Source organism: Pseudomonas fortuita (assembly GCF_026898135.2).
In the GTDB taxonomy this organism is placed as follows: domain Bacteria; phylum Pseudomonadota; class Gammaproteobacteria; order Pseudomonadales; family Pseudomonadaceae; genus Aquipseudomonas; species Aquipseudomonas fortuita.
The window spans coordinates 1,468,215-1,491,509 of record NZ_CP114035.2; the positions used below are offsets into that span (position 1 = coordinate 1,468,215).

General features: G+C 63.2%; 26 protein-coding genes and 1 pseudogene. 14 read left to right on the forward strand and 13 right to left on the reverse strand.

Translation table 11 applies throughout. From position 1 onward, the window contains the following. The first annotated feature begins 36 nt into the window (after positions 1-36). Positions 37-1,701 (forward strand): glucose-6-phosphate isomerase, encoded by a 1,665-nt coding sequence (gene pgi / locus OZ911_RS06650; protein WP_268968586.1) that lies wholly within the window; start codon positions 37-39, stop codon positions 1,699-1,701. Between the two features lie 65 nt (positions 1,702-1,766). Here the strand turns inward: pgi and wecB are convergent, their stop codons facing one another. Next, positions 1,767-2,909, reverse strand: a complete 1,143-nt coding sequence (gene wecB, locus OZ911_RS06655; protein ID WP_016485400.1) for a non-hydrolyzing UDP-N-acetylglucosamine 2-epimerase — start codon at positions 2,907-2,909, stop codon at positions 1,767-1,769. 426 nt (positions 2,910-3,335) lie between these two features. Between wecB and OZ911_RS06660 the strand changes: the two genes are divergently transcribed. Beyond that, complete coding sequence (locus tag OZ911_RS06660) at positions 3,336-3,671, forward strand: ComEA family DNA-binding protein (protein WP_016485401.1); 336 nt, start codon at positions 3,336-3,338, stop codon at positions 3,669-3,671. A gap of 54 nt (positions 3,672-3,725) precedes the next feature. Here the strand turns inward: OZ911_RS06660 and OZ911_RS06665 are convergent, their stop codons facing one another. Next, the gene (locus OZ911_RS06665; protein ID WP_016485402.1) at positions 3,726-3,893 is read right to left on the reverse strand and encodes a DUF2897 family protein; all 168 of its coding nucleotides are present in this window, start codon (positions 3,891-3,893) and stop codon (positions 3,726-3,728) included. A gap of 182 nt (positions 3,894-4,075) precedes the next feature. Here OZ911_RS06665 and pyrF point away from each other — a divergent pair, with 182 nt between their 5' ends. Continuing rightward, positions 4,076-4,777 carry an orotidine-5'-phosphate decarboxylase gene (pyrF, locus tag OZ911_RS06670; RefSeq protein WP_016485403.1) on the forward strand — a complete coding sequence of 234 codons (702 nt, stop codon included), beginning with the start codon at positions 4,076-4,078 and terminating at the stop codon, positions 4,775-4,777. 196 nt (positions 4,778-4,973) lie between these two features. On the opposite strand, the gene OZ911_RS06675 is transcribed toward pyrF, so the two are convergent. After that, a complete protein-coding gene (locus OZ911_RS06675) occupies positions 4,974-5,975 on the reverse strand; it encodes an NADP-dependent oxidoreductase (RefSeq protein WP_023047774.1) in 1,002 nt (333 codons plus the stop codon). A gap of 175 nt (positions 5,976-6,150) precedes the next feature. Here OZ911_RS06675 and OZ911_RS06680 point away from each other — a divergent pair, with 175 nt between their 5' ends. The 3 genes and pseudogenes from OZ911_RS06680 (at position 6,151) to OZ911_RS28935 (ending at position 9,056) form a co-directional block, all read left to right on the forward strand. Next, positions 6,151-6,912: an SDR family oxidoreductase gene (locus OZ911_RS06680; RefSeq protein WP_023047773.1), complete on the forward strand. Its 762-nt coding sequence runs from the start codon at positions 6,151-6,153 to the stop codon at positions 6,910-6,912. Positions 6,913-7,667: 755 nt separating this feature from the next. Next, positions 7,668-8,147 (forward strand): annotated as a pseudogene (locus tag OZ911_RS28930) (methyl-accepting chemotaxis protein); the annotation flags it as partial. A 204-nt stretch (positions 8,148-8,351) separates the two neighbouring features. Next, complete coding sequence (locus tag OZ911_RS28935) at positions 8,352-9,056, forward strand: methyl-accepting chemotaxis protein (protein ID WP_371855235.1); 705 nt, start codon at positions 8,352-8,354, stop codon at positions 9,054-9,056. An 82-nt stretch (positions 9,057-9,138) separates the two neighbouring features. Here the strand turns inward: OZ911_RS28935 and OZ911_RS06690 are convergent, their stop codons facing one another. Next, on the reverse strand, positions 9,139-10,329 hold the full coding sequence (locus OZ911_RS06690) for a benzoate/H(+) symporter BenE family transporter (RefSeq protein WP_016485407.1): 1,191 nt from the start codon (positions 10,327-10,329) through the stop codon (positions 9,139-9,141). A 145-nt stretch (positions 10,330-10,474) separates the two neighbouring features. Here OZ911_RS06690 and OZ911_RS06695 point away from each other — a divergent pair, with 145 nt between their 5' ends. After that, positions 10,475-11,077: a glutathione S-transferase family protein gene (locus tag OZ911_RS06695; protein ID WP_023047772.1), complete on the forward strand. Its 603-nt coding sequence runs from the start codon at positions 10,475-10,477 to the stop codon at positions 11,075-11,077. 130 nt (positions 11,078-11,207) lie between these two features. Here OZ911_RS06695 and OZ911_RS06700 read toward each other — a convergent pair whose 3' ends face one another. The 5 genes from OZ911_RS06700 to OZ911_RS06720 all read right to left on the reverse strand — a co-directional run bounded on the left by OZ911_RS06700 (position 11,208) and on the right by OZ911_RS06720 (position 13,975). Continuing rightward, on the reverse strand, positions 11,208-11,579 hold the full coding sequence (locus OZ911_RS06700; protein WP_016485409.1) for a glutaredoxin: 372 nt from the start codon (positions 11,577-11,579) through the stop codon (positions 11,208-11,210). A gap of 59 nt (positions 11,580-11,638) precedes the next feature. Then, positions 11,639-12,184 (reverse strand): GTP cyclohydrolase I FolE, encoded by a 546-nt coding sequence (gene folE / locus OZ911_RS06705; RefSeq protein WP_003252789.1) that lies wholly within the window; start codon positions 12,182-12,184, stop codon positions 11,639-11,641. A 70-nt stretch (positions 12,185-12,254) separates the two neighbouring features. Next, complete coding sequence (locus tag OZ911_RS06710) at positions 12,255-12,815, reverse strand: Smr/MutS family protein (RefSeq protein WP_060518466.1); 561 nt, start codon at positions 12,813-12,815, stop codon at positions 12,255-12,257. 162 nt (positions 12,816-12,977) lie between these two features. After that, positions 12,978-13,298, reverse strand: a complete 321-nt coding sequence (locus OZ911_RS06715) for a hypothetical protein (protein WP_016485411.1) — start codon at positions 13,296-13,298, stop codon at positions 12,978-12,980. Between the two features lie 86 nt (positions 13,299-13,384). Further along, on the reverse strand, positions 13,385-13,975 hold the full coding sequence (locus OZ911_RS06720; RefSeq protein WP_012271080.1) for a cysteine hydrolase family protein: 591 nt from the start codon (positions 13,973-13,975) through the stop codon (positions 13,385-13,387). Positions 13,976-14,154: 179 nt separating this feature from the next. On the opposite strand from OZ911_RS06720, the gene prmB reads away from it, so the two are divergent. Next, a complete protein-coding gene (gene prmB / locus OZ911_RS06725; RefSeq protein ID WP_016485412.1) occupies positions 14,155-15,063 on the forward strand; it encodes a 50S ribosomal protein L3 N(5)-glutamine methyltransferase in 909 nt (302 codons plus the stop codon). A gap of 133 nt (positions 15,064-15,196) precedes the next feature. Here prmB and OZ911_RS06730 read toward each other — a convergent pair whose 3' ends face one another. Then, a complete protein-coding gene (locus tag OZ911_RS06730; RefSeq protein ID WP_023048646.1) occupies positions 15,197-15,979 on the reverse strand; it encodes a hypothetical protein in 783 nt (260 codons plus the stop codon). 64 nt (positions 15,980-16,043) lie between these two features. Continuing rightward, on the reverse strand, positions 16,044-17,006 hold the full coding sequence (locus tag OZ911_RS06735) for an alpha/beta hydrolase (RefSeq protein ID WP_016485414.1): 963 nt from the start codon (positions 17,004-17,006) through the stop codon (positions 16,044-16,046). Between the two features lie 175 nt (positions 17,007-17,181). On the opposite strand from OZ911_RS06735, the gene aroC reads away from it, so the two are divergent. The 3 genes from aroC to OZ911_RS06750 all read left to right on the forward strand — a co-directional run bounded on the left by aroC (position 17,182) and on the right by OZ911_RS06750 (position 20,114). Beyond that, positions 17,182-18,273, forward strand: coding sequence for a chorismate synthase (aroC, locus tag OZ911_RS06740; protein ID WP_016485415.1), 1,092 nt, complete (start codon positions 17,182-17,184; stop codon positions 18,271-18,273). Between the two features lie 150 nt (positions 18,274-18,423). Further along, complete coding sequence (locus tag OZ911_RS06745) at positions 18,424-19,578, forward strand: MFS transporter (protein ID WP_016485416.1); 1,155 nt, start codon at positions 18,424-18,426, stop codon at positions 19,576-19,578. After that, on the forward strand, positions 19,578-20,114 hold the full coding sequence (locus OZ911_RS06750) for an oxidase (RefSeq protein ID WP_023047702.1): 537 nt from the start codon (positions 19,578-19,580) through the stop codon (positions 20,112-20,114). Before OZ911_RS06745 ends, OZ911_RS06750 begins: the two co-directional genes overlap by 1 nt. A gap of 123 nt (positions 20,115-20,237) precedes the next feature. Here OZ911_RS06750 and OZ911_RS06755 read toward each other — a convergent pair whose 3' ends face one another. Beyond that, positions 20,238-20,510 (reverse strand): DUF3509 domain-containing protein, encoded by a 273-nt coding sequence (locus OZ911_RS06755; RefSeq protein ID WP_016485418.1) that lies wholly within the window; start codon positions 20,508-20,510, stop codon positions 20,238-20,240. A 264-nt stretch (positions 20,511-20,774) separates the two neighbouring features. On the opposite strand from OZ911_RS06755, the gene OZ911_RS06760 reads away from it, so the two are divergent. Together OZ911_RS06760 and OZ911_RS06765 are read left to right on the forward strand one after the other, a co-directional pair. Continuing rightward, positions 20,775-21,299 carry an ankyrin repeat domain-containing protein gene (locus OZ911_RS06760; RefSeq protein ID WP_016485419.1) on the forward strand — a complete coding sequence of 175 codons (525 nt, stop codon included), beginning with the start codon at positions 20,775-20,777 and terminating at the stop codon, positions 21,297-21,299. Between the two features lie 60 nt (positions 21,300-21,359). Further along, positions 21,360-21,890 carry a hypothetical protein gene (locus OZ911_RS06765; RefSeq protein ID WP_016485420.1) on the forward strand — a complete coding sequence of 177 codons (531 nt, stop codon included), beginning with the start codon at positions 21,360-21,362 and terminating at the stop codon, positions 21,888-21,890. Positions 21,891-21,953: 63 nt separating this feature from the next. Here the strand turns inward: OZ911_RS06765 and OZ911_RS06770 are convergent, their stop codons facing one another. Continuing rightward, positions 21,954-22,892, reverse strand: a complete 939-nt coding sequence (locus tag OZ911_RS06770; RefSeq protein ID WP_016485421.1) for a ZIP family metal transporter — start codon at positions 22,890-22,892, stop codon at positions 21,954-21,956. Between the two features lie 126 nt (positions 22,893-23,018). On the opposite strand from OZ911_RS06770, the gene OZ911_RS06775 reads away from it, so the two are divergent. Continuing rightward, the gene (locus OZ911_RS06775) at positions 23,019-23,210 is read left to right on the forward strand and encodes a PLDc N-terminal domain-containing protein (RefSeq protein WP_016485422.1); all 192 of its coding nucleotides are present in this window, start codon (positions 23,019-23,021) and stop codon (positions 23,208-23,210) included. Positions 23,211-23,295: the final 85 nt, after the last annotated feature.

The following is a 23,295-nucleotide window of genomic DNA, read 5'->3' on the forward strand; positions in this document are numbered from 1 at the left end:
TTCAAGGAACGATGTACATGAAGGAACCGAGTTGCAATGTCGTATTACCGTAACCCCCATGATGTAACGCGCATGCCCGCCTGGCAGGCGCTGAATGAACATCGCAAAGCCATGCAAGGCTTCAGCATGCGCGAAGCCTTCGCCGCCGATGCCCAACGCTTTGACCAGTTCTCCCTGAGCTGCTGCGGCCTGTTCCTCGACTACTCGAAAAACCTGATCACCGAACAAAGCCGCGACCTGCTGGTGAACCTGGCCAACGAAGTGGGCCTGCAGGGCGCCATCAAGTCGATGTTCAGCGGCGAAATCATCAACGCTTCCGAAGGCCGCCCGGTGCTGCACACCGCCCTGCGCCGGCCGGTGGGCGACAAGCTCAGCGTCAACGGCGTGGACGTCATGCCGGAAGTGCACAAGGTGCTCAACCAAATCACTGAACTGGTCGGGCGCATCCATTGTGGCCAGTGGCGCGGCTACAACGAGACGCCGATCACCGACGTGGTCAACATTGGCATCGGTGGCTCGTTCCTTGGCCCCGAGCTGGTTTCCGAAGCGCTACTGCCTTACGCTCAGCGTGGCGTACGCTGCCACTACCTGGCGAACATCGACGGCAGTGAATTCCACGAGCTCTCGGCCAACCTGCGCGCCGAAACCACCCTGTTCATCGTCTCGTCGAAGTCGTTCAACACCCTCGAGACCCTGAAAAACGCCATGGCTGCGCGTACCTGGTACCTGGCCCAGGGCGGCTCGGAAGCCGAGCTGTACCGCCATTTCATCGCGGTTTCCAGCAACAAGGCCGCCGCAGTGGCGTTCGGCATTCGCGAAGAGAACATCTTCCCGATGTGGGACTGGGTGGGTGGGCGCTATTCGCTATGGTCGGCCATCGGCCTGCCCATTGCCCTGGCCATCGGCACCGCCAACTTCAAGGAGCTGCTGTCAGGTGCCCACACCATGGACCAGCACTTCCAGACCGCGCCGTTCGACAAGAACATGCCGGTGCTGCTGGCCCTGCTGGGTGTGTGGTATGGCAATTTCTGGGGCGCGAGCAGCCACGCGATCCTGCCGTACGACCACTACCTGCGCAACATTACCAAGCACCTGCAGCAGCTGGACATGGAGTCCAACGGCAAGAGCGTGCTGCAGGACGGCGCCCCGGTGAAAACCGCCACCGGCCCGGTGATCTGGGGCGGCGTCGGCTGTAACGGCCAGCATGCCTACCACCAGTTGTTGCACCAGGGCACCCAGCTGATTCCGGCCGACTTCATCGTGCCGGTCGTGAGCTTCAACCCGGTGGCCGACCATCATCAGTGGCTGTACGCCAACTGCCTGTCGCAGAGCCAGGCGCTGATGCAGGGCAAGACACGTGAAGAAGCCGAGGCCGAACTGCGCAGCAAAGGCCTGAACGAAGTGGACATCGAGAAGCTGGCCCCGCACAAGGTGATCCCGGGCAACCGCCCTAGCAACACCCTGGTAGTGGAGCGCATCAGCCCTCGCCGCTTGGGCGCGCTGGTGGCGATGTACGAGCACAAAGTGTTCGTGCAGAGCGTCATCTGGGGCATCAACGCCTTTGACCAGTGGGGCGTGGAGCTGGGCAAAGAGCTGGGCAAGGGTGTGTACCAACGCCTGGTTGGCACCCTGGAAGACAGCGCCGAAGACGGCTCCACCCAGGGGCTGATCGATTACTTCCGGGGTAGGCATCGCGGTTGATCCGTCAGCCAACTTGCTCGGCAGGGGGCTACGCAATAGCCCCCTTCGCTGCCTGGAACGGCTGGCTATGCGCTTTTCAAGCTCATACAAAAACTGGCTAGCGCTTGAACTATGCGGTCACATGCCTTGCCATCGCCATAGGGGTTCTGCGCCACGCTCATTTGACGGTAGGCGCGCTCATCCGTCAGCAACCTGGCCAGCTCCCCGACTATGACGTCAACCTGCGTGCCGACCAGTTTCACGGTCCCCGCCGCTACCGCCTCCGGCCGCTCTGTGGTATCGCGCATCACCAGCACGGGTTTGCCCAGCGCTGGTGCTTCCTCCTGAATACCGCCGGAGTCGGTGAGTATCACGTATGCACGGGTCATCAGATAAACGAACGGCAAGTAGTCCAGCGGCTCGATCAGGTGGATGTTGCTCACGTCCGCCAGCAACCGCGTTACCGGCTCACGTACGTTAGGGTTAAGGTGCACCGGGTACACCATGTCTACCTCAGGGAACTGCCGCGCGGTTTGCACCAGGGCCTGGCAAATGCGGTCAAAGCCATCACCAAAGTTCTCTCGCCGGTGGCCTGTAATCAATACCATCTGCCGATCAGCCGCAAGGTATTGGAACATGTGCTCGAATTGAGCCCTCAGTGTTGGCACCTCAAGTTTGCGCACCACTTGCAGCAAGGCATCGATCACTGTATTGCCGGTGATGAAAACACTGGCGTGGTCGATGCCTTCGCGCAGCAAATTATCGTGCGAGATGGCGGTAGGGGCGAAGTGCAGTGCGGCTAGCGCACCGGTCAGGCGCCGGTTGCCCTCCTCGGGCCAGGGCGAATACAGGTTATGGGTGCGCAGGCCGGCCTCAACGTGGGCGATCGGGATTTGTTGGTAGTACGCCGCCAGGCTGGTGGCAAAGGTGGTGGCCGTGTCGCCGTGCACCAGCACCATGTCGGGCTTGAATTCAGCCAGTATGGGTTTGATGCCATGCAAAATCGCGGTGGTTACGCCAGTCAGGTCCTGGCCGGGTTGCATGATGTTCAAGTCGTACTCGGGGCTGATCTCGAACAGTTTCAGCACCTGGTCGAGCATTTGCCGATGCTGGCCGGTAACGCACACGCGTGACTCGAAGCGGGGGTCGTTAGCAAGCTGAAGGGCCAAGGGGGCCATCTTGATGGCTTCTGGGCGGGTACCGAACACGATGAGGGTCTTGAGAGGCACAGCGGTGGTCCTCTTGCTTGGGTCCTTTAAGCAAACCGGTTTTCCGTGTTGAACAAATCTAGCAGCAGGCCGGCAGGGTGCCAGCCATGCCGAGGAGATTTGCGGGCCGGCGACAGGTTGCCTGAGAGGCGGGCCATGAGCGGCGGGTGCTGTAGGAGAATGGCCTGGTGCAGGTCGGCAGCCCGTATCTGACCAACGAGAATCTGCCTGTAAATTTAGCGAAACGCCTATAAAAAATGGGGCGCGGCTGGTGTGGGCGTGCTGACGGCTTTTTTGGGTAGATGACGTTGAGCCCATTGCAGACAGTTTCTGTAACCATTCGCTACTGTTGGGGGCTGTTTTGCCGCGGGGGCAGGCACTAGGGTTTGTTGCGCAGCCGAAGGAAAACGGCTGCTGGAAAATGACCAACCCAAGGAGTGTTCTTCAATGCGCAACAACGTTCTGTCGTACCTGCTGCTGCCGCTGTTCGCCAGCCTGTCTTTCTCCCTTAGCGCGGCGCCTGCCAGCGCCACGGCGGTGCCCGAGCCGGTACCGGTGGTGGCCCAAATGCCGACCCAGCAGGCGCCACGGCTTGACCTGAACAAGGCTGATGCGCTGACGTTGCAGAAGGAGTTGAACGGGATAGGGAAAGCCAAGGCCGAGGCCATCGTCGCCTACCGTGAGGCTAATGGGCCGTTCGCTTCGGTGGATGAATTGCTGGAGATCAAGGGGATCGGAAACGCGTTGCTGGAGCGTAACCGGGACAAAGTGATGGTGGAGTAAGGGGAGAGGGGGCTGGGGCTTGTCGCCCTGGCCCTCAATCAAGCGCCTGGTGCGTCAGCGGTCTTGGTTGTCCTTTGCGTCCGCTTCGGCATTGCGCTCATGCACCTTGCGCAGTTGCTCGTCAGTCAGTGGCAGTTTTTTTGCCGTATCGCGCAGCATCATCAGCCCGCCGACGATGGAGCCGAGGGCTATGATGAGGATCAGCCAGGCATACCAGGGCATTGTCATACTCCTTAAGCGGGGGGTGTGCAGTGCTTGTACGAAATTTGAGCATTAACCCGTTCCGTTGGTTCAATTATAGAAGCCAGCCGCCGCTGGGCCAATTCCGTGACCCATGGGCCCCAAAGCCTGCGTCACTTCGTTTACAATGCGCGCCGTTTTCGACTTGCCAAGAGACCCTGCCCATGTCCGCCTGCCAGACGCCCCTGATCGTCGCCCTGGATTACCCTACCCGTGAGGCCGCCCTGAAGCTGGCTGACCAGCTTGACCCCGCGCTGTGCCGGGTGAAGGTTGGCAAGGAGCTGTTCACCAGCAGCGCTTCGGGCATTGTCGAAACCCTGTGCGACAAGGGCTTCGAAGTGTTCCTGGACCTCAAGTTCCACGACATCCCCAACACCACGGCAATGGCTGTAAAAGCTGCTGCCGAGATGGGTGTGTGGATGGTGAACGTGCATTGCTCCGGTGGCCTGCGCATGATGGCCGCCTGCCGTGAAGTGCTGGACAAGCGCAGCGGCCAGCAGCCATTGCTGATTGGCGTGACCGTGCTGACCAGCATGGAGCGCGAAGACCTGGCCGGTATTGGCCTGGATGTCGACCCGCAAGAGCAGGTATTGCGCCTGGCGGCGCTGGCGCAAAAGGCGGGCATGGACGGTTTGGTGTGTTCGGCGCTGGAGGCCCCGGCGTTGAAGGCGGCGCACCCGTCGCTGCAGCTGGTAACCCCGGGCATTCGCCCGGCGGGCAGTGCGCAGGACGACCAGCGTCGTATCCTCACTCCGCGCCAGGCACTGGATGCGGGTTCGGATTACCTGGTGATCGGCCGACCGATCAGCCAGGCCACAGACCCGGCCCAGGCGCTGGCTGCGGTGGTGGCGCAGATTCGTGGGTAAATAGCCCCCGGTAATGAAAAAGGCCAGCACGCGTGTGCTGGCTTTTTTTTCGGGCTGGATGAGGTGTGATGGCTGGAAGGTCCGGCAGGGCATTTTCTTTGCCTGTGAGATCGAGCGCCGCCCGCGCGGCGCTCGATCTCACAGGCGCTAAACCCCTCAAGGCACGCGCTTTCAGCCCCAAACGCAACTCACAACGTCACACCTTCAGCACCAACTTGCCAAAATTCTCCCCACTGAACAGCTTCAGCAACGTCTCAGGGAACGTCTCCAGCCCCTCCACCACATCCTCCTTGCTCTTCACCTGCCCACTGGCCAGCCAGCCGGCCATCTCCAGCGCGGCCTTGCCGTAGTCCTTGGCATGGTCCATCACCACAAAGCCTTCCATGCGTGCACGGTTCACCAGCAGCGACAGGTAGTTGGCCGGGCCTTTTACCGCTTCCTTGTTGTTGTACTGGCTGATCGCACCGCAAATCACGATGCGGGCCTTGAAGTTGATGCGCGTCAGCACGGCATCGAGGATGTCGCCGCCCACGTTGTCAAAGTAAACGTCCACACCTTTGGGGCATTCGCGCTTCAAGCCGGCCAGCACGTCTTCGGCCTTGTAGTCGATCACCCCGTCAAAGCCCAGTTCATCTTTCAGGTACTGGCACTTCTCGGCCCCGCCGGCAATGCCGACCACGCGGCAGCCTTTGACCTTGGCAATTTGCCCGACAATGCTGCCCACCGCACCGGCAGCGCCGGAGATGACCACGGTTTCGCCGGCCTTGGGTTGGCCAACTTCCAGCAGGGCGAAGTAGGCGGTCATGCCGGTCATGCCCAGTGCCGACAGGTAGCGGGGCAGGGGCGCCAGGTTGGGGTCGATCTTGTGCAGGCCCTGGGGCTCGCCGGTGAAGTAGTCTTGCACGCCAAGGGCGCCACTGACGTGGTCGCCCGGCTTGAACGCCGGGTGGTTGGACGCAACCACTTCGCCCACGCCCAGCGCACGCATGACCTGACCCAGGGCCACGGGGGGGATGTAGGACTTGCCTTCGTTCATCCAGCCGCGCATGGCGGGGTCCAGCGACAGGTACAGGTTGCGCACCAGCACCTGGCCTTCGCCAGGTTGTTCGGCGGGTACGCTTTCGAAGGTGAAGTCGTCACGGCGCACTGCGCCGACCGGGCGTTTGGCAAGCAGGAAGCGGCGGTTGGTCTGGGTCATGGCGGGGTCCTTGTGGGCAATGGAAGATGATAGGTGTTCAATCTACCTTGTTGATGTAGGCAGGTCCCTAACATCACTGACAAGCATGGTAGCTCAACCGTTGGTGTGATGATGCTGCCCGGCCTGGCGGTGTCTGACTATGCTCTGAAACCCACCATCCCCTGAGGAGCACGCAATGAGCATGACCTTTTCCGGCCAGGTAGCGCTGGTCACTGGCGGCGCTGCCGGCATAGGCCGGGCGACGGCCCTGGCGTTCGCCCATGAGGGCCTGAAGGTGGTGGTGGCCGACCTCGACCCGCTGGGTGGCGAGGCGACGGTGGCGCAGATTCACGCCGCAGGTGGCGAGGCCTTGTTCATCGCCTGTGACGTTACCCGCGACGCCGAGGTGCGCCAGTTGCACGAGCGCCTGATCGCTGCATTCGGCCGGCTGGACTATGCCTACAACAACGCCGGCATCGAGATTGAGCAACACCGCCTGGCCGAAGGCAGTGAGGCGGAGTTCGATGCCATCATGGGCGTTAACGTGAAGGGCGTGTGGCTGTGCATGAAGTACCAGCTGCCCTTGCTGCTGGTCCAAGGCGGTGGGGTGATCGTCAATACCGCGTCGGTGGCGGGGCTGGGTGCGGCGCCAAAGATGAGTATTTACAGCGCCTCCAAGCACGCAGTGATAGGCCTGACCAAGTCGGCGGCCATCGAATACGCCAAGAAGGGCATCCGTGTGAATGCCGTGTGCCCGGCGGTAATCGATACCGACATGTTCCGCCGCGCCTACGAGGCAGACCCACGCAAAGCCGAGTTCGCCGCCGCCATGCACCCGGTAGGTCGCATTGGCAAGGTCGAGGAAATTGCCAGCGCCGTGCTGTACCTGTGCAGCGACGGCGCAGCGTTTACCACCGGGCATTGCCTGACGGTGGATGGCGGGGCTACGGCGATCTGAGCCAGGTGCGCATCCATGTCGCCTCTGGGCAGTATTCGCGGGTCGAGGCCCCTAACCGGTATGCGGGGCGACCTCTGCCAAGCTGAAAACGACACGCTCATAGCTATTTGACACTATTCTGACGCCAGGCCCTTGTTCATCGGCGGGCAACGTTGCCACCCTTGGCCTTCGGGATCACCTCGCACGCAGAAGGGGAATCGGCGATGGGCGCGAGCAAGCACGGTGTGCTGGCCAACCTGGGCATGGCCCGCAAACTCGGCCTGGGCTTTGCCTTGGTGCTGGTGCTGACCCTGGCGGTGGCGGCCATCGGCATCGCCGCGCTGGCCAGCGTTGGCCAGCGCTTCGACAGTTTGCGCCAACTGGCACAGTTCAATACCGACCTGCTGCGCTTGCGTCAGCATGAGCAGGCATTTGCCCTGCGCTCCGATATTCAGCAGGCCGAGGCCTTGCGCAGTGGCCTGCAGGGCTTGGCCGAGCGCGCCCGTGGCCTGCCGGCGTTGGTGGCCGCAGAAACTGACCTGGCGGCCTACGGCCAGGCGTTCGAGGCTTTCGTAGCAGCGGTGCAGGCCAAGGAGCTGGCGCTGGACATGGCCAGCTGGTCGGTGTCCAGCGTTGCCAATAACCTTGATGTGCTGCAGGCCGGCCTGGCCGATGACGGCGTCTATACCCTCAAGCAGTCCCAGGGCCAGCAGGGGGGCGAGTTTCTTGAGCAGGCTGCGCAGGTGGCACAGGTATCGCGGCTGATGTTGCAGGCCATGGACGAAGCGCGCGTACGCTTGGAAAAAAGCCGCAAGGGCGAAGAGGGCGTGAGCCAGGCGCGCATTGCCCAGACAGTGGAGGCTGCCAGCCTGGTTGGTCAGTTGCAGGGCACGGTCAGTGATGCCGGCTACCAGAGCGTGCTGGGCGAAGTGGCGGGGCACATTGGCAGCTTCTCGGAAAAACTCAATGAATATACCGACCAGCTGGCCCGTGAGCAGGGGCTCAAAGCCCAGTTGCAGGCCAGTGCCGAGCAGGTCACCGGGAGGGTCGACCAGGCCTACCTGACCCAGCAGCAGGCCCTGCAGGCCGAGCTGCAACGCAATGCTGTGGCCATTGCCTTGGCCACTGCCTTGGCGCTGCTGGTGGGTGTACTGGCTGCCTGGCTGATCACTCGCGCGGTCGTCGGCCCGCTCAAGCATGTCATCGGCCGCGCCCAGCGCATTGCGGCTGGCGAGCTTGGCTTTGACGCCCAGCCACCGCGGCGCGACGAGGTGGGGCAGTTGATGCAGGCCATGCAGCAGATGGCGGCGGGCCTGTCGGGCATTGTCAGTGGGTTGCAGCAAGGTATCGAACAACTGGCTGGCAGCGCCCAGGCGTTGTCGGCCGTGACCGAGCAGACCAACCGTGAGGTGGGCAGCCAGAAGGAGGAAACCGAGCAGGTGGCCACCGCCATGCAGCAGATGACGGCCACTGTGCACGATGTGGCGCGCAATGCCGAGCAAGCGGCGCAGGCCGCCCAGGCGGCGGACGACAAGGTCGGCTCGGGGCAGCAGGTGGTGCGTCAGAGCATGCAGCGCATCGAGCAGTTGGCGTCGGCAGCGGAAACGGCCAGCGCCGGCATCGACAGCCTCAGTGCCGAAATCCACACCATCGGCGACGTGCTCGAAGTGATCAAAAGCGTGGCCGAGCAGACCAACCTGCTGGCGCTGAATGCCGCCATCGAGGCCGCCCGCGCTGGCGAGCAGGGGCGTGGTTTTGCCGTGGTGGCCGATGAGGTGCGTGCGTTGGCGCGGCGTACCCGGCAGTCTACCGAGCAGATCGAGGCACTGGTTGCCAGCCTGCGCGGCAATGCCCAGCAGTCGGTGGCGCAGATCCGTGGCAGCACCGAGCTGGTGCGGTTGGCGGTGGCCGATGCGCTGCACACCGAGAGCGCGTTGGGCAGCATTGCTGCTGCGGTTTCGTTGATCCAGCAGATGAACCAGCAGATTGCTGCGGCGGCCGAGCAGCAGAGCTCGGTGGCGGAAGAGATCAGCCGCAGTGTCACGCAGATTCGCGGCAGTGCGGATCAGGCGGCGCTGGCAATGCAGGACAATGCCCGGTCGAGTGTGGAACTGGCGCAGTTAGGCATTGATTTGAAGGGGATGGTGGGGCATTTCAGGTTGTGATTCAGCAGGCTTTGTGAATACGGTCTTTGTGGGAGCGGCCTTGTGTCGCGAAAGGGCCGCTCCCACATTTACCGCGTTGCAGTCAGGCCTTGCGCGGGTTGAGGATCATCAAGGCCAGCACCCCCGCCACAATCCCCCAGAACGCCGAGCCAATCGAGAACAACGTAAGTCCTGAAGCCGTGACCATGAAGGTAATCACTGCCGCCTCCCGCTCGCGCGCCTCGCTCATGGCCACGGTCAGCCCGTTCATGATCGAGCCGAACAGCGCCAGGGCGGCAATCGACAGCACCAGCTCTTTCGGCAACGCTGCAAACAACGCCGCCAAGGTCGCCCCGAACACCCCGGCGATGCCGTAGAAAATCCCGCACCATACCGCTGCGGTGTAGCGTTTGCCTGGGTCTTCATGGGCGTGTGGCCCGGTGCAGATCGCCGCGCTGATCGCCGCCAGGTTGACCCCGTGCGAACCGAATGGCGCCAGCAACAGTGAGGCAAAGCCGGTGGCTGAAATCAGCGGCGAGGCCGGTACCTGATAGCCGTCGGCACGCAGCACGGCGACGCCGGGCATGTTCTGGGAGGTCATGGCCACCACGAACAGCGGAATGCCAATGCTGATGGTTGCCGCCAGCGAGAAGCTTGGTGTGGTCCACACCGGCTTGGCCACCTCCAGGTGGAAGCCGCTGAAGTCCAGCAGGCCCAGGGCGCCGGACAATGCCGTGCCCACCAGCAACGCCGCCAGCACGCAGTAACGCGGCGACAGGCGCTTGACCAGCAGGTAGCTGAAGAACATGCCCAGCACCAGCAATGTGCGATGCTGCGCCGCAACAAAAATTTCGCTACCGATCTTGAACAGGATACCCGCCAGCAACGCCGAGGCCAGCGAAGCCGGAATCCGTTTGACCAGGCGCTCGAAGCTGCCGGTGAGGCCGCAGAGGAGTACCAGCACGGCACAGGTGATGTAGGCACCAATGGCCTCGCCATAGCTCACACCGCCCAGGCTGGTGATCAGCAAGGCGGCACCGGGGGTAGACCAGGCAATGGTGATCGGGGTGCGGTAGCGCAGCGACAGGCCGATGCTGCAGACCGCCATGCCGATCGACAGCGCCCAGATCCAAGAGGAGATCTGCGCGGTGGTCAGCCCGGCTGCCTGGCCGGCCTGGAACATCAATACCAGCGAACTGGTATAGCCGGTGAGCATGGCGATGAAGCCGGCGACCACCGCCGACGGGGAAGTGTCTGCCAGGGGCCGCAGGCGTGCGGAAGTGGCATCGGTCATGAACAAAGTCCTTGTAAAGGTGTAAGCAGTTTTTTCAGACTACAGCGAGCAAGATTGATCCTTGCCATACAGCGGCCATTGCTTTTAGCCGTACAGTCACCAACTATTGGGCGCAATTGCAAAACTGCTTGGAAGGGGAGGGGCGATGTACAAGGTCTATGGCGACTACCAGTCGGGCAACTGCTACAAGGTCAAGCTGATGTTGAGCCTGCTGGGCCGGCCGTATGAATGGCACCCGGTGGACATCCTCAAGGGCGAGACCGAAACGCCTGAGTTTCTGGCGATGAACCCCAACGGCAAGGTGCCCGTGCTGGAGCTGGAAGACGGCAGCTACCTGTGGGAATCCAATGCCATTCTCAACTTCCTGGCCGATGGCAGCGAGTTCCTGCCCAGCGAACCGCGCCTGCGCACGCAGGTGTTGCAGTGGCAGTTCTTCGAGCAGTACAGCCATGAGCCGTACATTGCCGTGGCGCGCTTCATCCAGTTCTACCTGGGGCTGCCGGATGAACGGGTGGATGAGTACCGCAAGCTGCACAAGGGCGGCTACAAGGCACTGAGGGTGATGGAGCGACAGCTGCAGATGACGCCTTACCTGGTGGGTGAGCAGTACTCCATTGCCGATGTGGCGCTGTATGCCTACACCCATGTGGCGCAGCAGGGCGGGTTCGACCTGGCCGATTACCCGGCGGTACGGGCCTGGCTGGAGCGGGTCAGCAGCCACCCGCGGCATGTGCCGATGGTGGGTTGATTGTCAGCCTGTGCTGGCCCTATCGCCGGCAAGCCAGCTCCCACAGGGACCCCACAATATTCAGCCCTGTGATTAACCTGTGGGAGCTGGCTTGCCGGCGATAGGGCCGATACGGGATGACTAGACGCTATCAGGCCGAGGCAAAACGCTCATCCAGGTAGGCAACGATGGCCTTGGACTCATACATCCAGGTCACCTTGCCGGCTTCTTCAATGCGCAGGCACGGCACCTTCACCCGGCCGCCACCTTCCTGCAGGGCCTGGCGGTGCACCGGGTCATTCTTTGCATCGCGCAGCGCCACCGGCACATTCAGCCGGTGCAGGGTGCGGCGGGTCTTTACGCAGAACGGGCAGGCATGGAACTGGTACAGCGCCAGGCCCTTGGCCGCTTGCTCGACGCGGGCCTGGGCAGCGGCGTCGCGCTTGCGCTTGGCTGGGCGGCTGATCCAGTCACCGAACACGATGAGCTGGCCGAGGCCAACCCGCAGGGCTTTGACGATCATGGGCAACTCCTGAAATGCAAAAGCCGACCCGGCTGGGTCGGCTTGGGGTCAGCAGCCAATCACTTGATCAGGCTGAGGAACTCGCTGCGGGTGGCGGCGTTGTCGCGGAACTCACCCAGCATCACCGAGGTGATCATGGTCGAGTTCTGCTTTTCGACACCGCGCATCATCATGCACATGTGCTTGGCCTCGACCACCACGGCCACACCGGCGGCACCGGTGACCTGCTGCACGGCTTCGGCGATCTGGCGGCTGAGGTTTTCCTGGATCTGCAGGCGGCGGGCATACATGTCGACGATGCGCGCTACTTTCGACAGGCCCAGTACCTTGCCCTTGGGCAGGTAGGCCACGTGTGCCTTGCCGATGAACGGCAGCATGTGGTGTTCGCACATCGAATACAGCTCGATGTCCCGGACCAGCACCATTTCGCTGTTGTCAGAGCTGAACAGCGCGTTGTTGGTGACTTCTTCCAGTGTTTGCTCATAACCGCGGCAAAGGTACTTCATCGCCTTTGCAGCCCGCTTGGGCGTGTCGAGCAGGCCCTCACGGGAGACGTCCTCGCCAATCTGGCTGAGGATCTCGGTGTAGTTCTGTTCCAGGGACATGGATCTACCTGTGGGAAAAAATCGCAAAAACGAAGGTTACGGCGGTGAGGGCGGCGCTGCAAGCGCGGCGTTACTCGTCGCGGCCTTCGAGCATGGTTCGCTTGAGCATGACATACACCGCGCCGGTGCCGCCGTGGCGGGCGCTGCACGAGGCAAAACCGAGCACTTGCGGGTGCTGGCGCAGCCAGGTGTTGACGTGGCTTTTGATCATCGGGCGCTTGCCGTCCAGACGTGCCGCCTTGCCGTGGGTAACCCTTACGCAGCGCACTTCCAGTCTGGTAGCTTCGGCGATGAAGTCCCACAGGGTTTCGCGGGCCTTTTCCACGGTCATGCCGTGCAGGTCGAGGCTGCCCTCGAACGGGATCTGGCCCAGCTTCAGCTTGCGCAACTGGCCTTCCTGAACGCCGTCGCGGCGCCACATAAGCTCGTCTTCGGCGCCAACATCGATGACGAACAGGTCGGACATACCGTCGATTACCAAGGCCTTGTCACTGCGCACGGTCGCTGCCTGGCGCAGACCGGCCAGCTTCTGGCGGTCGGCCTTGGGCTTGCCGACTTCGGCGCGGTCGTGGCGGATTGGCTTCACGCCACGCACTTCGGCCTTGAACAGGGAAAAATCGTCGTCTTGCATGATGCCTCCACGTGGGCGGCGTAGTTTACGCGACTGTGGGGCCGTGTGCAGCCTGTGCGGGCCCTATCGCCGGCAAGCCAGCGCCCACAGGTACTGCACAACACTCAGGCCTGTGATAATCCTGTGAGAGCTGGCTTGCCGGCGATAGGGCCAGTGCAGGATTCAGTCGTGCTTTTTCATCAGGTGCGGCGACAGGTTCAATTCCCGCCCGCGACGCAAGCGAATACGGCTGCGCCGCCAGAAGCGCACCCCCAGCCACAGCAGCAACAAGCCAGCCACGGTGAGGATGCTGGACAGCGGCTTGTTGGTGTTGAGTTCTTGCAGGGCAGGGTAGTTGCCCAGCAAACCGGCGACGCCGGCCATGGCCAGCAGCACGCCCAGGGTCGCCAGCAGCGCCGACAGGCCGGCCGCCAGGCGGGCGCCCCAATTGCGCGGCTGGCGCGGGCGCAGGCGCTTGGCGTCGAAACTGCCTTTAAGCTTCATTCCGCTCTCCTCTGTGGATATCCGGAATTCGACCTGCCGCCGCCCATCGGGTTCCGCCCGGCTGCCGGGCGGTAGTGCCCAGCCGCTCAGATCAGGCTGGCGGTGGGGGCCACGCAAGCGAAGTTGTCAGCCATCACGGCCATTTCGCACTGGTGAATCTGCGCGGCCGGGATGACGCCATCCTTGAAGGCCAGGTCACGGGTTGCCGAGGCGTCTTCCACCAGGGTGCACCGGTAACCATAGTCCTTGGCGCGGCGCACGGTGGTGCTGACGCTGGAATGGCTCATGAAACCACAGACGATCAGGTCCAGGTGGCCCAGCGCCTGCAGCGTTTCGTGCAGTTGGGTGTTCTTGAATGCGTTGGGCATGCGTTTTTCGATGACGATTTCGCCTTCGAGCGGCTCCAGCCCCGGAATGAACTGGCCGGCAGGCCCCTGTGGGTCGAAGCGGCCACCGACAGTGCCCAGGTGGCGAACATGGATGATCGGACGGCCGCTTTTACGGGCGGCGTCGAGCAACCTGGCGATGTTGGCCACGGCCTCGTCCATGCCCGACAGCTGCAGGGGCCCACTGAGGTACTCCTTTTGTGCATCGATGATGATCAGGCTGGCGTGGCTCAGCTTGGCCGGCGGGTAGTCGCGGCCAGTGAGGCGGAACATCGTGGTTGGAACGGACATCAAGGGCTCCTTGGAAGGGCTTTTGTATACCTATTGTCCCCTGCCTTGACGCCAATGGGAATGGTTGACAACGCAAGCGGCGTGGTTACTGGCCTCTGGCTAGCCACTGGTCACGGCAAACGAACAAATGTGCGGGTGGGGCTGTTAGACTTTTGGCCGGTCTGAAATAGGAGTACCCCGTGATCACATCCCGTCTGCGCACGCTGCGCGACTACATCCGCTGGGCGGTCAGCCGCTTCCACGAGCACGACCTGTTCTTCGGCCACGGTGCCGACAACGCTTGGGACGAGGCCCGCATGCTGGTGCTGGGTGCTGTGCACCTGCCATGGGAGGTGGCCGACAGCTACCTGGACTGCATGCTCGAGGACGACGAGCGGGTACGCCTGCAGCATTTGCTCAAACGCCGGATCGAAGAGCGGGTGCCGGCTGCCTACCTGTTGGGCGAAGCGTGGTTCTGCGGCATGGCGTTCATCGTTGACGAGCGCGTGCTGGTGCCGCGCTCGCCCATTGGCGAGCTGATCGAAAAACGCTTCGAACCGTGGCTGGCGAGCGAGCCGGCACGCATTCTTGACCTGTGCACGGGGTCGGGCTGTATTGGTATCGTCGCCGCCGACGTGTTCCCCGAGGCAGAGGTGGTGCTGGCCGACCTGTCGTTCGAGGCCCTTGAAGTGGCCAACCAGAATATCGAGCGCCATGGCCTGGATGGCCGCGTGTATACCGTGCAGGGCGATGGTTTTGGCGGCTTGCCGGGGCAGCGTTTCGACCTGATCCTGTCCAACCCGCCGTACGTCGATGCCGAAGACTTCGACGACATGCCGGCCGAGTATCACCACGAGCCCGAACTGGGCCTGGCCTGCGGCAACGACGGCCTGGACCTGGTACGGCGCATGCTGGCCGAAGCGGCAGACCACCTGACCGACAAGGGCCTGCTGATTGTTGAAGTGGGCAACAGCCAGGTGCATGTCGAGGCGTTGTACCCAGAAGTGGACTTTGCCTGGCTGGAGTTCGAGCGTGGCGGGCATGGGGTGTTCATGCTCACCGCCGAGCAGTGCCGCCAGCATCAGGAGTTGTTCAAAGCCCGCGTTTAGGCTATTTGGGGCTGCTTTGCAGCCCATCGCGACACAAGGCCGCTCCCACAGATTGATCGCGATACCTTGTGGGAGCGGCCTTGTGTCGCGATGGGCCGCAAAGCGGCCCTAATATCCACCCGCTGGCGCGGTGTCAGCGGGTTGCTATCCAGATCAACAACCCCGCCTGAAACACCGCAAACGCCACCAGGCAGGTGATGGTGAAGCGCAGCCCGCTGTCCTCGCGGTGGTACTTGGCCACCCGTTCATCGCGCTCGCGCAGTTGCCCCTCCATCTCTTGCAACTGCTGGTCCGCCTGCTGCAGCAGGTTGGCGGCGTCCAGAATCTCCACTCGCTGCAGGCGCTCGTTGCTCCAGGCGGCCTTAAGCTGGCCTACGGTCATGTCCACGGTCCGGCCCTTCAGGTGCTGGCCGTCCTCGTACTCCACTTCGATCCCCACCCCGCGCAAGCATTGGTCACGGCGCAGGCGTGAGTCCTCGCTCAGGGCATCCTTGCTCGGCAGCGCCATGCCTGGCACCCGGTAGTGCGGCCACTTGCGCTGCAGCCATTGCGCGGCCTGGGCGAGCATGAAGCGGCCAATGCCACGGTTTACCGGTTCCAGTTGCAGGCCGTGTTCACTGCCAATGCGCACAAGGCGCTCGGTATGGTCTACGCGGATGTCCAGGCGGTTCTGCTCTTTGTGCACCTTTTGCCCAGGCAGCTGGATTTCCATGCGTAGCAAGCTGTGGGCCTTGTCGTGGCGCTCGGCATAGCCGAACTGCACAAAGCGTAGCGGCCGTGCGCCGGTGCTGCGGTCGGTGGGCAGCGCGGCCAGGCGCAGCAGCTGGAAGTGTTCTGTGCCCAGTTCTGCCCAAGGCAGGGCAGGGTTTTCCTGGGATTCTTCGGCCGGCTCTGCGGCGGCGGGGGCGGTAGTCATCAGGCTTGTCCTCGGCTATGCCTGCTGTATCGGCAGGCTTGCCGCGGACCTGAGCTCGTTTACCTCATGCCGAAGGCAAATGCTGGATGAACGTCACAATGCGCTCACCCAGCTCGCGCGCCAGCGGCAGCTCGGGGTTGAGGTAGCTGTCGCGCTGCTGGCTCATGTCCCTGGGGCTGATGCGCAGCATGTGGTTCATGCCGTCGATCAGCACAAGCTGCGCATCCGGCTTGGCCGCCTTGAGCCGTTCGGCGTCGGCCACGTCCACCTGCACGTCGTTGCGCCCCTGCACGATCAATGCGGGCATGGGCAGGCGGGCAAAGGCTGCCGCCGGGTTCTGCTGGAACAGCGAGATCAGGTAGGGCTGAACGCTGGGGCGGAACACCTGGCGCAGCGGCGCGGGTACTTCCAGGCTGGTTTGCCCGGCCTGCAGGCGGTCGAGCAGGGCGCTGCCACTGGCCAGTTGCGCCGGTGGCAGCCGCTTGGCCAGTTGCTCGCGCAGCACGTCGGCCAGCGGCCGGCCACTGCCGGCCAGGGTGATCACCGCACTGGCGCCGGCCTGTTCTGCGGCCAGGCTTGCGATCAGCGCACCTTCGCTATGCCCAACCAGGATCAGCGGGCCGAAGCGCGGGTCAGCCTTGAGCTTGTGGCTCCAGGCGACCACATCGGCCACGTAGCGCTCCACGCTGAGGTTGCGCTCATCAGGCGTGGCCGGCTGGCTGGCAGCCACTCCACGCTTGTCGTAGCGCACGCTTGCAATGTGCTCGTTGGCCAGTAGCAAAGCCAGGCGTTTGAGGTTGTCGACCCGGCCCGACGCCGGGTTGTTGCCGTCGCGGTCGGTGGGGCCGGAGCCGGCGATAATCAGTACCACCGGCGGCGGGGAGGCCTGTTGCGGCAGCAGCAGGCTGCCGTGCAGCACGCCTTGGCCGGTGTCCAGGTCGATCGGGCGTTGCAGCACGGTGGGGGCAGCGGCCTGGGCCAGGCCGGTGCACAGCAGTAAGAGCAAGGCGACGAGGCGCGACATCATGCGGTACTACATGGGGAGATGCAGCTTTGACCCAATGTTTGCGGGAAGGTTCTCGGGTAGTGTGTTGCAGGATCGGCCCCATCGCTGGCTTGCCGGCGATAGGGCCAGTACAGACAACCAATCCATCTGTATACTGCCGCTTTCGTCCATTTCAGGCAGAACTCGCGGAGCGCCCATGTCCGGCAATACCTACGGCAAGCTGTTCACTGTCACCACCGCTGGCGAAAGCCATGGCCCGGCGTTGGTCGCCATTGTCGATGGATGCCCACCGGGCCTTGAAATTTCCCTGGCCGACCTGCAGCACGACCTCGACCGGCGCAAGCCTGGCACCAGCCGGCACACCACCCAGCGCCAGGAAGCCGATGAGGTGGAAATCCTCTCCGGCGTGTTCGAAGGCCGCACCACTGGCTGCTCGATCGGCTTGCTGATCCGCAACACCGACCAGAAGTCCAAGGACTACTCGGCCATCAAGGACCTGTTCCGCCCGGCCCACGCCGACTACACCTACCACCACAAATACGGTATCCGCGACTATCGCGGCGGTGGCCGCAGTTCGGCCCGCGAAACCGCCATGCGCGTGGCTGCTGGTGCCATCGCCAAGAAGTACCTGGCCACCCAGGGCATCACCGTACGTGGCTACATGAGCCAGCTGGGTCCGATTGAAATCCCGTTCAAGACCTGGGAATCGGTGGAGCAGAACGCCTTCTTCAGCCCCGACCCGGACAAGGTGCCGGAGCTGGAGGCCTACATGGACCAACTGCGCCGTGACCAGGACTCTGTAGGTGCCAAGATCACCGTGGTCGCCGAGGGTGTGATGCCTGGCCTGGGCGAGCCGATCTTCGACCGCCTCGATGCCGAGCTGGCCCATGCGCTGATGAGCATCAACGCGGTCAAAGGCGTGGAAATCGGCGCCGGCTTCGCCAGCGTGGCCCAGCGCGGTACCGAGCACCGTGACGAGCTGACCCCGCAAGGCTTCCTCAGCAATAACGCAGGTGGCATCCTGGGCGGCATTTCCTCGGGCCAGCCGATCGTTGCCCACCTGGCGCTGAAGCCGACTTCCAGCATCACCACCCCGGGTCGCTCGATCGACATCGACGGCAACCCGGTGGACGTCATCACCAAAGGCCGCCACGACCCGTGCGTGGGCATCCGCGCCACGCCGATCGCCGAGGCGATGATGGCCATCGCGCTGATGGACCACCTGCTGCGCCACCGTGCGCAGAATGCCGATGTGAAGGTAACCACCCCGGTGCTGGGCCAGCTCTGACCGTGTTGCTTGCGCCGGCCCGCTCTTTGCAGCAGCAGCCTCGTGCTGCGAAAGGGCCGGTGCAGCTAGCACACATCTCTATGGCGACATCGGCCCTTTCGCAGCACAAGGCTGCGCCTACAGGGTGGTGCCGGTTCAGACGGTAAATCCATGCAACCCATCCCCTACTGGCGCCTGTCCAGCTTCTACCTGTTCTACTTCGCCCTGCTAGGCTCCACCGCCCCCTTCCTGGCCCTGTACTTCGACCACCTGGGCTTCTCCCCGGCGCGTATCGGCGAGCTGGTGGCCATTCCCATGCTGATGCGCTGCATCGCCCCCAACCTGTGGGGCTGGCTGGGCGACCGTACCGGCCAGCGCTTGTTGATCGTGCGCCTGGGCGCGTTGTCCACCCTGGCCACCTTCGCCCTGATCTTCTTCGGCAAAAGCTACGCGTGGCTGGCGCTGGTGATGGCCCTGCACGCGTTCTTCTGGCACGCGGTGCTGCCGCAGTTCGAGGTCATCACCCTGGCCCACCTGCACGGGCAAACGTCGCGCTACAGCCAGGTGCGCCTGTGGGGCTCTATCGGCTTCATCCTCACGGTGGTTGGCCTGGGCCGCCTGTTCGAATGGCTGAGCCTGGACATCTACCCGGTGGCCCTGGTCACGATCATGGCCGGTATTGTCGCTGCCAGCCTGTGGGTGCCAAACGCCCAGCCGGTGGAGCAGGGCGAGCGCAAAGGCGCCGGCGGCTTCCTGCAGCAGTTGCGGGCCCCGGGGGTGGTCGCGTTCTACGCCTGCGTGGCGCTGATGCAGCTCAGCCATGGGCCGTACTACACCTTCCTTACCCTGCACCTGGAGCACCTGGGTTACAGCCGCAGTGCCATCGGCCTGCTGTGGGCGCTGGGGGTGGTGGCCGAAGTGCTGATGTTCATGGTGATGAGCCGGCTATTTGCGCGCTTCAGTGTGCAACGCGTTTTGCTGGTCAGCTTTTTGCTGGCGGCTTTGCGCTGGTTGCTGCTGGGCAACCTGGCCGAGGCACCGGCCGTGCTGATCTTCGCCCAGCTGCTGCACGCGGCCACCTTCGGTTGCTTTCACGCTGCCAGCATCGCGTTCGTCCAGGCCAGTTTCGGCGCCCGCCAGCAGGGCCAGGGCCAGGCGTTGTACGCGGCGCTGTCGGGCACCGGCGGTGCACTGGGGGCATTATATTCGGGCTACAGCTGGAAACTGCTGGGCCCCACCTTCACCTTTGGTATGGCCAGTGCCGCAGCCTTGGCTGCAGCCGTTATCATTGCCCTTTGTTCGCAACCGACCAGGACCCGCCCCTGATGAGCATTCTCAGCGTTTTTCACCCCGCCAGCCCGGAACTGCCGAACAAGGTGCTGACCCACCACGACGATATCGCCGCGACCCTTGCCGAGCAGGGCGTGCATTTTTCCCATTGCGAGCCTGGCCTGCGGGTGCGGCCTGGCACGGCCGACGGTGAGGCACTGGAGCTCAGCCGTGAGTATCTGGACCAGTTGATGACTGCACACGGCAGCAAAGCCTACGTGTTGTTGAACCGTGACGGTGAAGACGCGCTGCAAGTCGATGTGCGCGATGAGCATGTGCATGAGGCCGACGAGGTGTTTGCCGTGGTCAGCGGGAGGGCGCAGGTTGGCCTGCGGCTGGGCGACTGGGTGTATTCGGTGCTGTGCGAGAAGGGTGACCAGCTGGTAGTGCCGGCGGGAACACGGCGCTGGGTAGAACTGGGCGCGACGCCTTTTTGCCTGGCGTTGCGTTTGTATGGCAGCGAGCAGGGCGCGCAAGCGCGATTCACCGGAGATGTGACTGCGCGGGCGTTCATGGGGATTGACGAGCTTTAATTGCTGGGTAGGCCCTATCGCCGGCAAGCCAGCTCCCACAGGTTATGCGCAGGCCTTGAGGCCGACGTGGTCAATGTGGGGGCTGGCTTGCCGGCGATGGGGCCACTAGCAACACCACCAAGCTCAGCGATAGGTCGGCAGGGCAAACCGTTGCTGGCTCTGCAGCATGGTAATCACTGGCAACTCGCTGGCCTGTTCAGCCAGGTCACGGCGGATGGCGCTGATCGCCCAGGACAGTTGCTCTGCGTTGTGCAGCTGCGCATAGGTCAGCACCCGGCGGGTGACTTTGTTGTCAGCGGCACGCAGGGTCAACAGTACGCCGCCATCAGGGCGTGCCTGGGTAGTCACCTGATAGGCCGAAAATACCGAGACGAACTTTTGCTGGATGAGGTCCATATCAACTCCTGGCTAGTGTGGCAGACATGAGTTGATGATTGCAGCGACCGTGCCAGAACTTGATTTCAGAAAAAACCCAGTAAAAACAGTCACTTAATAGGTATTTGAAGAAGCGGTGCCGTGCAGGTTGCATGGTCGTGCATTTTGCACAGTGCATTTTGCACGGGTCCGGCTTTAGCTATTGGCCCTATAGAATCTGAACCTTTGACCACAATGGCGTGCCTGACAAACACTTGGGCAATCATTTATGCCAGGAGGTTCCCGATGTCCAGCCACACCGCGCCAGCCACAATGACCGACGACGAAACTGCTGCGTTCGCCGAGCAAGTGTTCGAACGTGCCCGCCAGGGGGATGCTGAAATGCTAGGTCGCCTGCTTGCCAGCGGCCTGCCGGCCAACCTGCGTAACCACAAAGGCGATACCCTGCTGATGCTGGCCAGCTACCACGGCCACCACGACGCGGTGCGCGTGCTCCTGGCGCAGGGCGCCGACCCGCTGATTGCCAACGACAACGGCCAGTTGCCGATTGCCGGTGCCGCGTTCAAGGGGGATTTGGCGATGATCCGCCTGCTGCTGGAGCACGGCGTGCCAGTCGATGCCGCAGCGCAGGACGGCCGCACCGCATTAATGCTGGCGGCCATGTTCAACCGCAGCGAAATCCTCGAGTACCTGTTGGCCCAAGGCGCCGACCCGACTCGCCAGGATGCCCGCGGCGCCACCGCGCTGATGGCCGCGCAAACCATGGGCGCGGTGGACACAGCCGCACGCTTGCAAACGCTTGCCGGCTAACCGCCCGGGGGCATTTGCGGCTATCCTTGGCGACTTTTCACCCGTCGCAGGCCCCCTTTCATGAAAACTCAGTTGCTCGAATTCATCAGCCTCATTGGCGCCGGCTGCATGCGTGAGGCCGACATCGAGCGCATCGCCGACGAGGCCGCCCAGGCCTACGCCGACCCGGCCGCTTTCCTGGCCGCCAACCCCGACATCAACTACGACGACAGCTTCCCCATCCCGCTGGGCGAATGGGTGGTGCTGGGCAGCTTGCCGGACACTGTAGTGTTCCAGGCTGACAGCTATCAGGACCTGTTCCAGCAGATCAGCGACTCGTTCGACAGCAGCGTGCCGTTCACCCTCAAGCCCAAGCAACTGGCCCGCACCGAGCCACTGACCGCGCTCAACCGCATTCAGGTGCAGATGGGCGCACTGAACAAAGAAGCCGGTGGTTATGTGTTGCTGAACTTCAGCCAGTTGCTGGATGACGAGCTGCAGGTGGTGATGGTGGGGCAGAACGACCTGGCGCGCGTGCTGGAACTGGGTGCAGCGCTGGGCATCAAGGTCGAGCCGGCCCTGGAAGCCCTGAAAGTCGCCGTGCACATCTGATTTCGTCGTTTGCCTCTTCGCGGGCAAGCCCGCGAAGAGGCCGGCACAGGCAACCGCAAAACCTCAGCCCAGCGCGGTATCCAGAAACATCATCACGCCGAAGCCACCCATCAACCCAAGGGTCGCCGCCGTCTGGTGCCCATTGCGGTGGGTCTCGGGGATGACCTCGTGGCTCACCACAAAGATCATCGCCCCCGCCGCCAGCCCCATGCTGATCGGGTAGGCGAGGGCAAAGCCGGTCGAAATCCCCAGCCCGATCACCGCCCCCAGCGGCTCCATCAGCCCAGACCCTATCGCCACCAGCGCGGCTTTCATGTTCGAAAGCCCGGTAGCGCGCAGGGCCAGCGCCACGGCCAGCCCCTCAGGGATGTCCTGGATGGCGATGGCGCTGGTCAGCGGCAGGCCGATGTTCATGTCGCCATTGGCGAAGCTCACGCCAATCGCCATGCCTTCAGGCAGGTTGTGCAACGTGATCGCCAGCACGAACAGCCATACCCGGCTGATACGCTCGGCCTCGGGGCCGCATGGGCCGGTGCTTTCGTGCTCGTGCGGGGTGAACCGGTCCAGGCCCAGCATCAGCAATACGCCCAGCGCCATGCCCAGCACTACGGTAAAGGCCGCAGCCGGGCCGTTGCCGGTGATCTCGCGGGCGGCGTCCAGGCCCGGCAGAATCAGTGAAAACGAACTGGCCGCCAGCATCATGCCGGCGGCAAAGCCAAGCATCACGTCCTGGGTGCGGGCGCTGACATCGCGCAGCACTACCGCCAGCACTGCACCCAACGCGGTGGCGCCAAAGCCGGACAACCCGCCTAGCACGGCCAGGTGCAGGTTATCGGCATGGTCGCCGTTCACCGCGTTCCAGAAGCTGGCCACCAGCAGTGCGATCACTGCCAGCAGGCTCAGCCCCAGGCCGGCGCTGAGCCAAGGGGTGTGGGCCACCTGCTGACGCCAGGCGTGCAGCAGTGAAAGTGGGGCGGCGCTTTGGCTGTGTGCGGGGGGCATGCGAACCTCGAATCAGTTATTGCAGTCAGTCTACTCAGGGACCTGTGCCAACGGCCAAGGATTCCCTTCTATTGGTGCGATAGCTGGCTATGCTGTGCAGCAAAGCCTCTGGACAGGAGTTTAGGCATGGGGTCTACCTTCAACAGCCTCGTCGGGCTGATCATTCTGGCGCTGGATATCTGGGCCATCCTCAATGTCATCAAGAGTGGCAGCGAGGTGGGTGTCAAAGTGTTGTGGATCTTGCTGATCGCACTGTTGCCGGTGGTAGGGCTGGTGATCTGGGCAATTGCCGGGCCGCGGGGGAACGTGCGCATCTGAACGCCTGTGCCGGTCTTTTCGCGGGCTCGCCCGCTCCCACAGGTACTGCGCCGCTCTCAAGAGTTGTGGGGCTCCTGTGGGAGCG

Excerpts from the sequence above, each read along its gene's own strand:
- pyrF (WP_016485403.1), top strand. The coding sequence starts at position 4,076 with ATGTCCGCCTGCCAGACGCCCCTGATCGTCGCCCTGGATTACCCTACC.
- OZ911_RS06700 (WP_016485409.1), bottom strand. The coding sequence starts at position 11,579 with ATGATCGTCAAAGCCCTGCGGGTTGGCCTCGGCCAGCTCATCGTGTTC.
- OZ911_RS06660 (WP_016485401.1), top strand. The coding sequence starts at position 3,336 with ATGCGCAACAACGTTCTGTCGTACCTGCTGCTGCCGCTGTTCGCCAGC.
- OZ911_RS06765 (WP_016485420.1), top strand. The coding sequence starts at position 21,360 with ATGAAAACTCAGTTGCTCGAATTCATCAGCCTCATTGGCGCCGGCTGC.
- folE (WP_003252789.1), bottom strand. The coding sequence starts at position 12,184 with ATGTCCCTGGAACAGAACTACACCGAGATCCTCAGCCAGATTGGCGAG.
- OZ911_RS06690 (WP_016485407.1), bottom strand. The coding sequence starts at position 10,329 with ATGACCGATGCCACTTCCGCACGCCTGCGGCCCCTGGCAGACACTTCC.
- OZ911_RS06770 (WP_016485421.1), bottom strand. The coding sequence starts at position 22,892 with ATGCCCCCCGCACACAGCCAAAGCGCCGCCCCACTTTCACTGCTGCAC.
- OZ911_RS06710 (WP_060518466.1), bottom strand. The coding sequence starts at position 12,815 with ATGCAAGACGACGATTTTTCCCTGTTCAAGGCCGAAGTGCGTGGCGTG.
- OZ911_RS06760 (WP_016485419.1), top strand. The coding sequence starts at position 20,775 with ATGTCCAGCCACACCGCGCCAGCCACAATGACCGACGACGAAACTGCT.
- OZ911_RS06775 (WP_016485422.1), top strand. The coding sequence starts at position 23,019 with ATGGGGTCTACCTTCAACAGCCTCGTCGGGCTGATCATTCTGGCGCTG.
- OZ911_RS06665 (WP_016485402.1), bottom strand. The coding sequence starts at position 3,893 with ATGCCCTGGTATGCCTGGCTGATCCTCATCATAGCCCTCGGCTCCATC.
- aroC (WP_016485415.1), top strand. The coding sequence starts at position 17,182 with ATGTCCGGCAATACCTACGGCAAGCTGTTCACTGTCACCACCGCTGGC.
- OZ911_RS06730 (WP_023048646.1), bottom strand. The coding sequence starts at position 15,979 with ATGACTACCGCCCCCGCCGCCGCAGAGCCGGCCGAAGAATCCCAGGAA.
- OZ911_RS06680 (WP_023047773.1), top strand. The coding sequence starts at position 6,151 with ATGAGCATGACCTTTTCCGGCCAGGTAGCGCTGGTCACTGGCGGCGCT.
- OZ911_RS06745 (WP_016485416.1), top strand. The coding sequence starts at position 18,424 with ATGCAACCCATCCCCTACTGGCGCCTGTCCAGCTTCTACCTGTTCTAC.
- OZ911_RS06720 (WP_012271080.1), bottom strand. The coding sequence starts at position 13,975 with ATGTCCGTTCCAACCACGATGTTCCGCCTCACTGGCCGCGACTACCCG.
- pgi (WP_268968586.1), top strand. The coding sequence starts at position 37 with ATGTCGTATTACCGTAACCCCCATGATGTAACGCGCATGCCCGCCTGG.
- OZ911_RS06735 (WP_016485414.1), bottom strand. The coding sequence starts at position 17,006 with ATGATGTCGCGCCTCGTCGCCTTGCTCTTACTGCTGTGCACCGGCCTG.
- OZ911_RS06715 (WP_016485411.1), bottom strand. The coding sequence starts at position 13,298 with ATGAAGCTTAAAGGCAGTTTCGACGCCAAGCGCCTGCGCCCGCGCCAG.
- OZ911_RS06750 (WP_023047702.1), top strand. The coding sequence starts at position 19,578 with ATGAGCATTCTCAGCGTTTTTCACCCCGCCAGCCCGGAACTGCCGAAC.
- OZ911_RS28935 (WP_371855235.1), top strand. The coding sequence starts at position 8,352 with ATGACGGCCACTGTGCACGATGTGGCGCGCAATGCCGAGCAAGCGGCG.
- OZ911_RS06755 (WP_016485418.1), bottom strand. The coding sequence starts at position 20,510 with ATGGACCTCATCCAGCAAAAGTTCGTCTCGGTATTTTCGGCCTATCAG.
- OZ911_RS06695 (WP_023047772.1), top strand. The coding sequence starts at position 10,475 with ATGTACAAGGTCTATGGCGACTACCAGTCGGGCAACTGCTACAAGGTC.
- OZ911_RS06675 (WP_023047774.1), bottom strand. The coding sequence starts at position 5,975 with ATGACCCAGACCAACCGCCGCTTCCTGCTTGCCAAACGCCCGGTCGGC.